This is a genomic window from Candidatus Binataceae bacterium (assembly GCA_035650475.1).
GTDB lineage: Bacteria > Desulfobacterota > Binatia > Binatales > Binataceae > JAKAVN01.
In genome coordinates, this window is sequence record DASRHP010000008.1 from 39,647 (window position 1) to 52,280 (window position 12,634).

A 12,634-nucleotide genomic window follows, 5' to 3' on the forward strand; every position below is an offset into this window, starting at 1 on the left:
GGCAAGAATGCCGAGGGACTCCTTCAATCGCGAAATCGACTACCTGCGCATCTCGGTAATCGATAATTGCAATCTGCGATGCGTCTATTGCATGCCGCTCGACGGACTGCGCTTCCTGCCTCGCGACGAGCTGCTGACGCCGGCCGAGATCGAAGCCGTCGTGCGCGCGGCGGTCAGCGTCGGGTTTCGCAAGTTCCGCCTGACCGGCGGCGAGCCGCTCATCCGCGCCGACGTGATCGAGATCGTCGAGCGGCTGGCCGCGATCGATGGCGTCGGCGATCTCGCGCTCACCACCAATGCGCTGCTTCTGGCAAAGCTCGCCGAGCCGCTGAGACGCGCCGGCCTTCGACGCATCAACGTCCATCTCGACAGTCTCAACCCAGCCACGGTCGAGCAGCAGATGCGCTGGGGCAGCTTCACCCGGATCTGGGACGGAATCATGGCCGCCGAGGCCGCGGGGCTGGTACCGATCAAGCTCAACGCGGTGGTTGCCGCTGGGTACAACGAGGACGAGGTCGTGAACCTCGCCGCGCTGACGGTCGAGCGCGACTGGCACGTGCGGTTCATCGAGCTGATGCCGCTGGGCGGGGGCGAGTGCGCGCGGCTTGCGATCAAGCGCTACGTCTCGAACATCGAGACCCGCCGGCGGATCGAGGCGGCGCTGGGCCCGCTGCTCGAGCTCGGGTCGAGCAATCCGTCCGACGAGGCGCGCAACTTCAGGCTGTACGGCGCGCGCGGCGTGGTCGGCTTCATCAGCCCGGTCAGCGAGCCGTATTGCGGAACGTGCAACCGGATGCGCCTGACCGCCGACGGCAAGTTCCACCTCTGCTTGCTTAACGACGACGAGATGGACGTGCGGCGCGCGCTGCGCGAGGGCGGGGGTGAGGCGGCGGTTGCGCGGATTCTGGAGCGCGCGGTCGCGCTCAAACCCACCGGCCACCATCTGCTCGAAGGCCGCTCCACCCGCGAGCGCTCGATGTACCAGATCGGGGGGTGATTCCCGCTTGTCCGGGAGTTCGCCGCCGCTGCTCGCCACTATCGCCGCGAATAATCGCGACGAATCGTTTCAGGAGCTTGCCCAGCGCACCGGCTTCATGGCGTCCAACCTGTCACGCATGCTCAGGGATAGGGGCGCTAGGGCTTGGTGCGATTGGATCGCGTTGAGCGCGGTCGCGTCCGTCCCAAAAGTCCTCTCGAACTGCGCCTGAGCGTGCTATCTATTGCGTCGTGCCGCTGCGCGACGTGCTGACTCCTCATCCGCGGATCCTGTTTGTCGGGATTAACCCCGGCCTGCGCTCCGAGGCGGTCGGCCATCACTTTGCCGGCCCCGGCAATCCCTTCTGGCGTCTGCTCTACGCCGCGCGCCTGGTCCCCGTCGCGCTCACCCATGACGAAGATCAGCGGCTTGCCGAGTTTGGCCTTGCGCTAACCAATCTATGCCCGCGTGCGACGCGCTCGGCCGCCGAGCTGAGCGCGGCCGAGTTGCGGCGCGGCAAGCAGGCGCTGGAGCGCAAGATCCGCCGGCTGCATCCCGACGTCGTCGCCTTCGTCGGCGTGACGATCTACCGGCAGTTTTTCGGACGCGGCAGCGACGCCGGACCAGGGCCCAAGGCTGAGAAGATCGACGGCGCGCGAGTTTTCGTCCTGCCCAACCCGAGCGGGCTCAACGCGAGCTTTCCTGGCTTTAGACACAAGCTGGTGTGGTTCGAGCGGCTGCGCGAATTTGTCGAGGCCGTGGCCGACCGGCCGCGGCACGCGCGGCGATCGACGTAGCGGGAAATTTATCAGCTCTGGGCCGAACGGAAGCCGGTGCGCCGCTTCCATTCGTCGGCGTCGATCGCGCCCTCGACCAGCGCCGAGCAGTCGATGCAGAGCAGGACCAGCGAGTTCGACTCGACTGGCGGCTGCTCGTCCGCCTCTTCGTTGACCGCGACAACGAAACGCGCGGGAAGATGGGGCGCGTTGCGTTGGCACAGCTCGCACTTGACCCAATCGGGCGCCCGCCTGTAGGGCAAGCGCTTCTTGAATACCGGATGATCCGCGCTCATCTCAGCGGCCCCCGCCGCAAAGCTGACGCGCGCCCTCCTAGGGGCCGCCCGCCAGTCACGCCTTCCTGATTGGTTCGAACCCCCGGCGCGGCCTGGAGCATTCCGTATGCCATCCGGCGCATTGCGCTCAACTGTCCTAATCCGCTCTCCGCCTCGCACGCGGACGCGCCGGCGCAACCCGCCGTGGCTTGGACGCAACGGCCCGGCCGGGCCCACCCGATCGGGCCGAGCGCGGATTGCCTCAGTGCATGCGCCTGAAAGAGCGCGGGCGCACCGCCCTACGACCCGAGTTGTCGCCGGAACTCTAGCGGCGTCCGATAGGCGGCCAGCCCTGCGGTTAGTCAGGGCCCCGTCCGGTCCCCTGCGGAGGACAGCGTCGCGGGATATTGCCACATTTTGATAAATTAAAGTGCAATAGAGCAACGTCGATGTTGGTCTTCCGCTACGCCAATTTCCGCTTATTTAATCTTAAATCTCTCTAAAACGTGCATATCTCTTCATTTTCTGTCTATGGCACCGCATTTGCTGACCAACCCCGCAGCACGGCGGTGCGCCGCCGGACCCGGGGGGCAGAGAGCGAGAGGAACTTTGAGCTGCAGCAACGAGATAATGGCGGAGCTGACCGCAAACGCGCGCGCTTTTGGAACCGACGCTGACTGGCTGGACCTTCAGCGGATGGGCCCCGCGGCGCAGGTTGGCGGGATGGTAGTGAAATCAGCGGCGATGGGCGAGTTGATTCGTCTGCTCGCCCGCGTCGGCGCACATCGCACCACCGTCCTTATTCAAGGTGAATCGGGCACTGGCAAGGAGCTGGTGGCGCACGCCGTACACGAGCTGCGCCCGGCGCCCCGTGGGCCGTTCATTACCTTCAACTGCTCCAACCTGGTGGAATCGCTGGCCGAATCTCAGCTCTTCGGCCACGTCAAGGGCGCGTTCACCGACGCCCGCGACGAGGCCCAGGGCTATTTCCGCGCGGCCGACGGCGGGGTGCTGTTTTTAGACGAAGTCGGCGAGTTGCCGGCGGGATTGCAAGCCAAGCTTCTGCGCGCGGTCGAGTATCGCGAAATCCAGCCGGTGGGTTCGACCCGCACCTTCAAGGTCGACGTCCAGATCGTAGCGGCGACCAATCGCGACCTGCGCGCCGAGGTCAGGGCGGGGCGCTTCCGCGCAGACCTCTATTACCGGCTCAATGTGGCCGCCCTGCGCGTGCCGCCGCTGCGCGAGCGGCTCGAAGCGCTGGACGCGCTGCTGAGCCTCTTCGTCGAGCGCTGCAACCGCGAGTTCGGCGCCGCAGTCAGGTTTATCTCGCGGCGCGCGATCGAGCGCCTGCTGGCCTACGGATGGCCGGGCAACGTGCGCGAGCTGGAGCATGCTGTCCGCTGTGCGGTGCTGCTCGCGGATGGCGACCGGATCGACGTGGCGCATCTGCCGTGCGACATCGCCGGCGAAGCGCCCGTATCCGCGCCGTTCGCGGCCGAATCGGTCAACACCAGTTTATCCGCGGCGTCAATGGACGCGCAGGCGGCAAGCGCAACCGCGGATTCGGCGACGGCAGGCGAGCCTGCGGCGCCGGCTTCGCTCGATATGCTGACGCGCGAGGCGCTGGTGCTCGCGCTGCGCCATGCCCGCGGCAATCGCCAGCGCGCGGCGCGCATCCTCGGCGTCTCGCGCACCACGCTGTACCGGATGCTCACGCGTTACGGGATGCATACGGGAGCTGCGGGAGCGAGCGGCGAACCCCGTCGGCGCGCAGGCGCGCTCAGGTTGGTCAAGGCATGACTTCCGCAACGACTTCCGAATCTCTGGAGGGGGCAATGATCGATCAAGAAGGCCATCTTCTTATGCAAGCTCAGAGCATGGCGCGACACCGCGCCCAGAGCACGCCAAGGCCGATTGTGATGCTGGCGGTCTTCGCGATCCTGATTTCCGCCGCCGCGCTGATGGTGAGCCGCGACATGCTGGTCCGCGACCAGGTCCAGACGACGCTGCAGATGGCGGCCGATCAGGCGGCGATGGCCGGCGCCGCTTACCTGCCCAACTGGCCGGCGCGCGCCTTGCGTGCCGCCGAACAGTCGGCCGAACTCAGCGGTCTGGGGCGCGGCAACGTGCTCTTCGCCGGGCCCGCGCCCGACGGGACGTCGTTCAGGGTGGCGCTTAAGTGCGCGGCGCCGATCGTGTTTTTGCGGATGTTTGGCGCGGGCGCCGAGATCACCGCGGTTTCAATCATGGGTTCGCCGACCGGGCGCCAGCCTGTCTCGCTCGCGCACGCGATCCCGCCGGCATCGCGCACCGCCGCCGCCGATTCGCGCGCAAGCGCTTCCCCCCGACTGCTGTCGGTTGTGCTCGATTAAATTTCCTCCCCCCCAACCGGCGCCGTGGCGGCAGGTATCCGCCCGCTTGCTGCCACGGCCCGGGATTTTTTCCGTTCACGCCGTTTGGCCAGTTGCACAGCGGCTCCCTTTACTCGCGTCGGCGCAGCCCTTCTAATCCTTGGACACGGTGGGCGTCCTTAAGTTCTGACTCTCGGCGCGTCCGCCTCGCCTATCGACGGCGTGGGAGGTTTGCGCGATGACCGACATCGGACTGACGCACGTGGCGCTTAGCGTGCGCAACCTGGACGACAGTATCGCTTTTTACGCCAAGTACGCCCGGATGGAGGTTGTGCATCAGCGCCTCGACCCCGGCGCAGCCGTCCGCGTGGCCTGGATGAGCGATCGCACGCGGCCGTTCGTGATCGTGCTCGCCGAATGGCCCGACCAGCGCGATTCGCCGCTCGCGCCGTTCGGTCACCTCGGTGTGGGTTGCGACAGCCGCGAAGAGGTCGATCGTTTATGCGCGGCGGCCCGCGCCGAGGGGCGGCTGCGCAGCGGTCCCACCGACACCGGCTACCCGGTCGGCTACTGGGCCTATATCGCCGATCCCGACGGCAACAATCTCGAGGTCTCCTACGGCCAGGAGATTGGCCTCACCCTGACCGGATCGGCGCCAAAGCCGTGATGAGCGGCGCGGCCGGCAATCAATAGGCACCGGAAGGCCGATGAAGGCGCGGCGGCCTGGACTTGCCGCCCTCGGTCGAGGGGGGCGCCGGTTCGGATGAGGGAGGCGGCATCGTTTCCTCGGCCGCTCCCGGCATAGCGATCGTGGTGTCGGCCCCCGGCGGAATCTGGATCTGCTGCTCGATGCCCATCGGCACCACCTGAGCCGGCGCCATTGCGCGCCCGCCCGTCGCCCCCTGCACCGGCGGATTTACCACCGTCGCCGCCTTGATCGGCGCATGCGTCTCGCCGGCGGCCGGCACGTAGGCGCCCGACGGCGCTGGGTTCTTCACGATCACACGGCTGAGCGCCTGGCGATCGAACAGGCGCGTCGGGGCAAGCGGTGCGGGGGTCTGGACGCGGCCGATGCTGCCGCCGTTGGGGCCCACGCTTACGTCGCTCGCGATGATCGCGCCGTGCGCGTCGCGCAAGTCGTAGATTCCCGGCGGCAGGACGGTTGAAAAGGAGCCGTCGGTGCCGGTGCGCACGGTGAAGATATCGGGATCGACGCGTCCCTGGAAATTGATCTCCATGTTGGCGAGCGGCCGATCGTGCGGATCGGTGAGCACGCCGCTTACCTGGGCTGACGGAGACGGTACCGGCTCTCGTGAGGCCTGCGCAGCGGTGCTCGTAGCGGCCGTCGGCGATGCCATTTGCGCGGGCACATCGGCGGCGTCGGCCGTAGGCGCAAGGGGTGCCGCGCCCAGCGCGAGGGCCGCGGCGAGCGCGCCGATTGCCTGTTTTGCCGAAAGCTTGATCGTCATCCCGCCCTTCCCGTAGCTCCTGCGCGTGGCGCCGAGGTCCAGGTCGTTGCCCGCGTGATCCCGAGGCTAATCCGTTTGCCCGCGCACAGCACCGCGCCTATGCTGAGGCAAACTTTGGCGCAAGAAAAGCGCCCGGAAGAGGCCGCGCGATGGAGAAGCTGACTTTTTACCACAACCCCGCCTGAAGCAACTCGCGCGGCGCGTTGGAGCTGATGCGCGCCCGCGGTGTCGAGTTCGACGCCATCGAATATCTCAAACATCCCCTCGACCGCATCACCCTCGAGCGCATCGTTGCGATGCTCGACAGACCGCCGGCCGAGATGGTGCGCAAGGATCGCCGGTTCGAAGAGCTCGGGCTCAAGCCCGCCGACTACACCACCGCCGAGGCGGTCGTGGCTCTGCTGCTGGAGCATCCCGAGCTCATGCAGCGTCCGATAGTCGTACGCGGCAAGAAGGCCGTTATCGCACGTCCCCCCGAGCGGCTGGAGGCGCTCCTTTAGGCCTGGGCCGCGCCGGTGCGCGAGGAGCGCCCGCCCGCCGTCGCTTTGGCGACGCGGCCGCTGCGCAGGCAGCGGGTGCACACCAGGATCCGCTTGACCCCGCCGCCGACGGCCGCGCGCACTTCCTGGAGGTTCGGCTGCCATCGGCGCTTGGTCTTATTGTTGGCGTGGCTGACGTTGTTACCCACGGAGGGTTGTTTTCCGCAAATTGCACAGTGTCGCATGGATTATCCGCGCAGTTGAAGAAGTCGACTGCCCACAATATCCGCTTGGCCCGCGTGATAAAAGTGGCACGCCGGCGCATGCGCGCGGCGCGCGTCTGCGCTAGAAGTTCGACCATCGCCGCCACGCCGACCGCGCTGCGCGCGCCGCCGGCGCAGCGGACGTCGCGTCCGGGGCACGCCAGGCGGCCCAATGGCGCGCTCAACAATGGTGTTAAGGAGGATATCCCACGATGGCTGGTCTGTTGCACGGCAAAGTCGCGCTGATAACCGGCGCCGGCTCCGGAATCGGACGGGCGACCTCGCTCATCTTCGCCCGCGAGGGGGCGCGGCTTGCGCTCTCAGATATCGTCGCCGAAGCCGGCGAGGAGACGCTCAGGATGGTCAAGCAGGCGGGCGGCGAGGCGATCTTCGTGCGCACCGATGTCTCCAGATGGGCCGAGGTCGAAGCGCTCGTGGCTCGGGTGGTCGCGACCTACGGTCGGCTCGACTGTGCCTTCAACAACGCTGGCATCGACGGCAAGATGGCACGCACGGCGGAGTGCGCCGAGGAGGTTTGGAACCGCACGATCGCGGTCAACCTCACCGGCGTGTTTTTCTGCATGAAGGCCGAGATTCCGCAGATGCTCAAGCAGGGCGGCGGCGCGATCGTCAATACCGCCTCGGCCGCCGGGCTCAGCGGGTCGCCGGGACTGCCGGCCTACGTCGCGAGCAAGCACGGCGTGGTCGGACTGACCCGCGCGGCCGCGATCGAGTACGGGCGCGAGAAAATCCGCGTCAACTGCGTATGCCCGGGGCCGATCCGCACCCCGATGCTCGAGCGCCTGCTCAGCCATCGCCCCGAGATGGAAAAGAAGTTCGCCTCGGCCGAGCCGCTCAAGCGTCTGGGCGACCCCGCCGAGATCGGCGAGGCGGTGGCCTGGCTGTGCTCCGATGCAGCCTCCTACGTCACCGGCCATCCGATGTCCGTGGACGGCGGCTACATGGCGCGCTGAGACGCGGTTGCTTGAGTCGGCGCGGCAAAAGCTCCATTGTGAAAAAAGTGAAGGACGCGGGCCGGGCATGGGATGGCTGAACGGCTGATCCACATTCTCCCCGAGCATATCGCAAGCCAGATCGCCGCGGGCGAGGTGGTCGAACGGCCGGCCTCCGCGCTCAAGGAACTGGTCGAGAACTCGCTCGACGCCGGCGCGAAGTCGATAAGCGTCGAGATCGAGGGCGGCGCAAGCGCGCTCATCGCGGTCGCAGACGACGGCTGCGGGATGGGGCGCGAGGACGCGCTGCTCTCGCTGCGTCGCCACGCCACCTCCAAGATCCGTGACGTGAATGACCTCGGTGCAATCCGCACGATGGGCTTTCGCGGCGAGGCGCTCGCCTCGATCGCGAGCGTCGCGCGCTTTCGGATGGTGACGCGGCGGGCCGCCGACCTCGCCGCCACCGAGATTGTCGCCGATGGCGGCGAGGTCATGCTCAGGCGCGATTGCGCGGCCGCGCCCGGCACCCGGGTCGAAGTGCGCGAGCTCTTCTTCAACACGCCCGCGCGGCGCAAGTTCCTCAAGACGCCAGCCACCGAGCAGGCCGCGGCAGCCGAGGCGATTCAGCGCCTGGCGCTTGCCCATTGGCGGGTTGCTTTCAAGTTCACGGCCGACGGCCGCACGGTGTACGAACTTGCACGCGCGGCCTCGCCGCTGGAGCGGACGCGCCAGCTCTTCGGCACCAAGCTGGCGGCACGGATGCTTGCCTTCGACGCCGCGCGGTCGGGCGTGCGCGTCTTCGGCCTCGCCGCGACCAGCGCCGAGTCCTATCCGACGCCCCGGATGGTCTTCACTTTCGTCAATCGGCGCGCGGTGCGCGACCGGATGCTGGCGCGGGCGGTGGCGCAGGCCTACGACACGCTCATCCCGCGCGGACGCCATCCCGCCGCCGTCGTCTTCGTCGAACTGCGCCCCGACGACATCGACGTGAACGTTCATCCGATGAAGACCGAGGTGCGCTTTCGCAACTCGGGTGCGGTCTTCGAAGCGGTCTATCATGTGCTGCGCGAGCGGCTTGCCGACCAGAGCGCATCCCCCGCGCCGCCCGCGGTGCCGCAGCGTCCCGAGCCGCTCGGCGCGCTAATCGTTGCCTCGCAATCCGAGCCGCCGCTGCGCCTGGTGCCGGACGTTCAGGGGGCGGCGCGCGCCGAGCAGCGCGCGCTGGGACTCGGATGGGGTCCGAGCACGGCGGCCGAAGTTGCCGCGCTCTACGACGAATCCGCGCGCGACTCAGCCGGCGCCCATACGCCCGGGACCGCCGGCGCGGTGGCGCCGCCCGTGGTGCAGACCCCCTTGGGAGCGCAGGTGGTGCCGCTGGCACAACCGGCGGGGGCGGCGGCCGGACGGGTCCCGATGTATTCGCGGCTGCGCGTGATCGGCCAGCTCTTCGCGGGCTATATCGCACTCGAGGGCGACGACGGGCTTATTCTGGTTGACCAGCACGCCGCCCATGAGCGCGTGACCTTCGAGAAGCTTCGCGCCCAGGTGCGCGCGGGCGGGGTGCACGTGCAGGCGATGCTCGCGCCGGTTGCGGTCGAGCTCAATCCGGCACGCGCCCCGAAAGTCCATCAGGCGCTCAGCGAGCTGCGGGCGATGGGCTTCGAGCTCGAGCCGTTTGGCCCGACGACGCTGCTGCTCAAGGGCGCGCCTGCGGTCTTCGGCGCCGAGGACGGCGCGCGCCTGTTCGGCGAGATGCTGGACGCGATGGGCGAAGACGGCTTCGGTCCGGGCGGCGCCGGCGTCTTCGAGGATCTGCTCAAGCAGCTCGCTTGTCACGGCTCGGTGCGCGTGGGGCGGGCGCTGAGCGGAGCAGAGATCGCGGCGCTGCTGCGCGAGCTGGACAGTACCGAGTTCAAGACCAATTGCCCGCACGGCCGCCCGGTGCATATCCAGTGGGGACGCGGGCAGATCGAGCGGATGTTCCGGCGATGAGCATCGTGGCTCGCGAAGAAAGCGCGCCCGGCGCCGCGCGCGCGCCCGGCGCGGTCGAAGCCATCCGCGTCGGCTTTATCGTGGGGCCGACCGGCGCCGGCAAGACGGCGATCGCGCTTGAGCTTGCCGAACGGCTGGGCGCCGAGATCGTCAACGCCGACTCGCGCCAGGTCTATCGCGGGCTCGATGTCGGCACGGCCAAGCCGACCGCCGAGGAGCGCCGCCGCGTCCCACATCATCTGATCGACGTGCGCGATCCCTCCGCCCCGCTGGACGTTGCGGGGTTCGTCGCGCTCGCGCGGGGCGCGATCGCCGATATCGCGGCGCGCGGCCGCGCGCCGCTGGTGGTCGGCGGCAGCGGGCTTTATCTGCGCGTGCTGCGCGGTGGGATCTTCGCCGGGCCGCCGGCCGCGCCCGAGTTGCGCCGCGAGCTGGCCGCGCTCGCCGCCGCGCGCGGCGTCGAGTGCCTGCATGCGTGGCTGGCCGAGGTCGATCCCGCCGCTGCCGGACGGATCGGCCATAACGACCTCTACCGCATCACGCGCGCGCTGGAGGTCTATCGTCTGACCGGCCAGCCGATAAGCGTCCACCAGGAGCGCCATCGCTTCGCCGCGCGTCCGTACGAGACGCTGACCCTGGGAATCGCGATGGAGCGCAAGCGACTGTACGAGGCGATCGATCGCCGTTTCGACGAGATGGTCGCGCGCGGGCTGGTGGGCGAGGTGCGCGCGCTGCTTGCCGCCGGATGCGATCCCGGGCGGGCGCCGCTGCGCACGGTTGGCTACCGGCAGATCGCGGCCGCGGTGCGCGGCGAGACCGCGCTCGAGGAGGCTATCGCGCTCGCCAAGCGCGATACCCGCCGGCTCGCCAAGCGCCAGCTCACCTGGTTCCGCGCCGATCCCGAGATCAGGTGGATTGACGCGGAGCGCGGGCTTGAGCAAGCTTTCGAGATGCTGAGCGCGTTCTTCGCGCGCGCGGAGCGCGCCGGCATCTGAGACCTTCCGGATGGCAACCACAGAACATAACCGCGCCCGCGCGGAGAATCCGCCGAGCGAGGCGAGCGTGTCGGCCGCGGCCGCCGCGTCCGCCGGCGCGCCGAGCGCGATCGAGCGGGTACGCCTCGCGCGCAATCCCGCCCGCCCGCAGACGCTCGACTACGTCCAGCATCTTGTGCGCGGGTTCTTCGAGATCCATGGCGATCGCCGCTTCGCCGACGATGGCGCGATCGTCGGCGGGCTCGGCTACTTGGGCCGCCAGCCGGTTGCGATCGTCGGCCATCAGCGCGGCCGTTCGACCCAGGAACGGATCCGGCGCAACTTCGGCAAGCCGCATCCCGAGGGCTACCGCAAGGCGGCGCGCCTCTACCAGCTCGCCGACCGCTTCGGCCTGCCGCTCATCACGTTTATCGACACCCAGGGCGCCGAGCCCGGAGTGGGCGCCGAGGAGCGCGGCCAGGCCGAAGCGATCGCGGCGAATCTGGAGCTGATGATGCGGCTTGAAACGCCAGTGGTGGCCTGCGTGATCGGCGAGGGCGGCTCGGGCGGCGCGCTCGCGCTCGGCGTGGCCAACGCGATCCTGATGCAGGAGAACGCCTGCTACTCGGTGATCACGCCCGAGGGATGCGCCGCGATCCTGTGGCGCGAGGGCGGTCCCGAGCGGGTTGCCGACGCCGCCGCTGCGCTCAGGCTCTCGGCGCCCGACCTGCGCGCGCTGGGGATCGCCGATGAGGTGGTCGGCGAGCCGCCCGGTGGCGCGCATCTCGACCCGCCGCGCGCCGCGCGCGAACTGGGGCGCGCGCTCGAGCGCCATCTCGCCCGCCTTGCGCGGCTCAGTCCCGCGCGCCTGCGCCGCGAGCGCGAGCGCAAGTTCGCCGCGATGGGCGCGGTGTTTCTGCGGCGCGGGCGCGTTGAAAATCCCGGCGCGTTGGGTTAGCCATCTTCCCCGCCATGGCCTCGCGCAAATCCTCCGGCGCCTGCACGCCGCGCGCCAATCTTGCCCGCCTGCGCGCGCGCATAGACGAGATCAACCTCGAACTCCTGCGCCTGCTCAACGAGCGTGCCGAGGCGGCCCAGGAGATTGGCCGGCTCAAGCAGGCCGAGGGCGCGCCGATCTACCAGCCGGCGCGCGAGCGCGAGGTGCTCGACCAGGTGGCCGCGCGCAATCCGGGACCGCTGCGGGCCGAGCACGTGCGGCGGATTTTCGTCGAGATAATTTCTGCCTGCACCGCGCTCGAACATCCGCTGCGCGTCGCCTATCTCGGCCCCGAGTACACCTATTCGCACGAAGCGGCGCGGATGCGCTTCGGGGCGAGCGCCGAGTTCCTGGCCCAGCCCTCGATCGCGGCGGTGTTCGCCGCGCTCGACGCTGGGCGCGCCGATTTCGGCGTGGTGCCGGTGGAGAATTCCACTGAGGGCTCGGTTACGCTTACGCTTGACCTCCTGATCGATACGCCGCTGGTGATAATCGGCGAAATCCTGCTGCCGATCCGGCACGCCCTGATGTCGCGCGAGGGCGAGGCCGGCGCGCTGCGCCGCATCCTGTCGCATCAGCAGTCGCTCGCGCAATGCCGCAACTATCTGGCGGCCAACTTTCCGCACTGCGAACTGGAGGCGGTGGCCTCCAACACCGTCGCCGCGCAGCGCGCGGCGGGCGAGCCCGGGGCGGCGGCGATCGCCTCGGAAGCCGCGGCCGCCGCCTACGGACTGCGGGTGATCGCGCGCAATATCCAGGACTCGGCACAGAATGCCACGCGCTTCCTGGTGATGGGGCGCAAGCCGGTTGCGCGCAGCGGCGCCGACCGGACCACGGCGCTCTTCGCGGTGCGCGACAAGGTTGGCGCCCTGCACGAGGCGCTCAGCATCTTCGCCCGCAACCGCATCAACATCTCGAAGATCGAATCGCGCCCGCTGCGCTCGCGGCCGTGGGAATACCTCTTCTTCGTCGATCTCGGCGGCCATCGCGACGACCCGCGCCTGCGCCGCGCACTGGGCGAACTGGGACGCAAAGCCCTTTTTTTGAAGGTGCTGGGATCGTATCCTGAGGACAGGCAGGCTGGCGCGTAGCCGGCCGCCCTGCAACTGACTTGATCAAAGCCGACGAC

14 protein-coding genes are annotated in these 12,634 nt (G+C 68.8%); 11 read left to right on the forward strand and 3 right to left on the reverse strand.

From position 1 onward, the window contains the following. The first annotated feature begins 7 nt into the window (after positions 1-7). Together moaA and VFB33_05170 are read left to right on the forward strand one after the other, a co-directional pair. Entirely contained in the window at positions 8-997 is a 990-nt protein-coding gene (gene moaA, locus VFB33_05165; protein ID HZO81063.1) for a GTP 3',8-cyclase MoaA, read from the forward strand. Between the two features lie 230 nt (positions 998-1,227). After that, positions 1,228-1,773, forward strand: coding sequence for a mismatch-specific DNA-glycosylase (locus VFB33_05170; protein HZO81064.1), 546 nt, complete (start codon positions 1,228-1,230; stop codon positions 1,771-1,773). 11 nt (positions 1,774-1,784) lie between these two features. Here VFB33_05170 and VFB33_05175 read toward each other — a convergent pair whose 3' ends face one another. Beyond that, positions 1,785-2,048 (reverse strand): hypothetical protein, encoded by a 264-nt coding sequence (locus VFB33_05175; GenBank protein HZO81065.1) that lies wholly within the window; start codon positions 2,046-2,048, stop codon positions 1,785-1,787. A 609-nt stretch (positions 2,049-2,657) separates the two neighbouring features. On the opposite strand from VFB33_05175, the gene VFB33_05180 reads away from it, so the two are divergent. The 3 genes from VFB33_05180 (at position 2,658) to VFB33_05190 (ending at position 5,045) form a co-directional block, all read left to right on the forward strand. After that, a complete protein-coding gene (locus tag VFB33_05180) occupies positions 2,658-3,827 on the forward strand; it encodes a sigma-54 dependent transcriptional regulator (GenBank protein HZO81066.1) in 1,170 nt (389 codons plus the stop codon). A gap of 62 nt (positions 3,828-3,889) precedes the next feature. Continuing rightward, the gene (locus VFB33_05185) at positions 3,890-4,399 is read left to right on the forward strand and encodes a hypothetical protein (protein HZO81067.1); all 510 of its coding nucleotides are present in this window, start codon (positions 3,890-3,892) and stop codon (positions 4,397-4,399) included. Between the two features lie 217 nt (positions 4,400-4,616). After that, positions 4,617-5,045 (forward strand): VOC family protein, encoded by a 429-nt coding sequence (locus tag VFB33_05190; protein ID HZO81068.1) that lies wholly within the window; start codon positions 4,617-4,619, stop codon positions 5,043-5,045. Between the two features lie 19 nt (positions 5,046-5,064). On the opposite strand, the gene VFB33_05195 is transcribed toward VFB33_05190, so the two are convergent. Further along, complete coding sequence (locus VFB33_05195; GenBank protein HZO81069.1) at positions 5,065-5,847, reverse strand: carboxypeptidase-like regulatory domain-containing protein; 783 nt, start codon at positions 5,845-5,847, stop codon at positions 5,065-5,067. A gap of 212 nt (positions 5,848-6,059) precedes the next feature. Here VFB33_05195 and VFB33_05200 point away from each other — a divergent pair, with 212 nt between their 5' ends. Then, entirely contained in the window at positions 6,060-6,347 is a 288-nt protein-coding gene (locus tag VFB33_05200) for an ArsC/Spx/MgsR family protein (GenBank protein ID HZO81070.1), read from the forward strand. Here the strand turns inward: VFB33_05200 and rpmB are convergent. Further along, positions 6,344-6,571, reverse strand: a complete 228-nt coding sequence (rpmB, locus tag VFB33_05205; protein HZO81071.1) for a 50S ribosomal protein L28 — start codon at positions 6,569-6,571, stop codon at positions 6,344-6,346. The two genes, VFB33_05200 and rpmB, sit on opposite strands and share 4 nt — an antisense overlap. Before the next feature lie 230 nt (positions 6,572-6,801). On the opposite strand from rpmB, the gene VFB33_05210 reads away from it, so the two are divergent. The 5 genes from VFB33_05210 to pheA all read left to right on the forward strand — a co-directional run bounded on the left by VFB33_05210 (position 6,802) and on the right by pheA (position 12,596). Beyond that, on the forward strand, positions 6,802-7,563 hold the full coding sequence (locus tag VFB33_05210; protein ID HZO81072.1) for an SDR family oxidoreductase: 762 nt from the start codon (positions 6,802-6,804) through the stop codon (positions 7,561-7,563). Between the two features lie 72 nt (positions 7,564-7,635). Then, on the forward strand, positions 7,636-9,534 hold the full coding sequence (gene mutL / locus VFB33_05215; protein HZO81073.1) for a DNA mismatch repair endonuclease MutL: 1,899 nt from the start codon (positions 7,636-7,638) through the stop codon (positions 9,532-9,534). Continuing rightward, positions 9,531-10,529: a tRNA (adenosine(37)-N6)-dimethylallyltransferase MiaA gene (gene miaA, locus VFB33_05220; GenBank protein ID HZO81074.1), complete on the forward strand. Its 999-nt coding sequence runs from the start codon at positions 9,531-9,533 to the stop codon at positions 10,527-10,529. The genes mutL and miaA overlap by 4 nt, the downstream gene beginning before the upstream one ends. 10 nt (positions 10,530-10,539) lie before the next feature. Next, positions 10,540-11,466 (forward strand): acetyl-CoA carboxylase carboxyltransferase subunit alpha, encoded by a 927-nt coding sequence (locus tag VFB33_05225; GenBank protein HZO81075.1) that lies wholly within the window; start codon positions 10,540-10,542, stop codon positions 11,464-11,466. A 14-nt stretch (positions 11,467-11,480) separates the two neighbouring features. Next, a complete protein-coding gene (gene pheA, locus VFB33_05230; GenBank protein ID HZO81076.1) occupies positions 11,481-12,596 on the forward strand; it encodes a prephenate dehydratase in 1,116 nt (371 codons plus the stop codon). Positions 12,597-12,634: the final 38 nt, after the last annotated feature.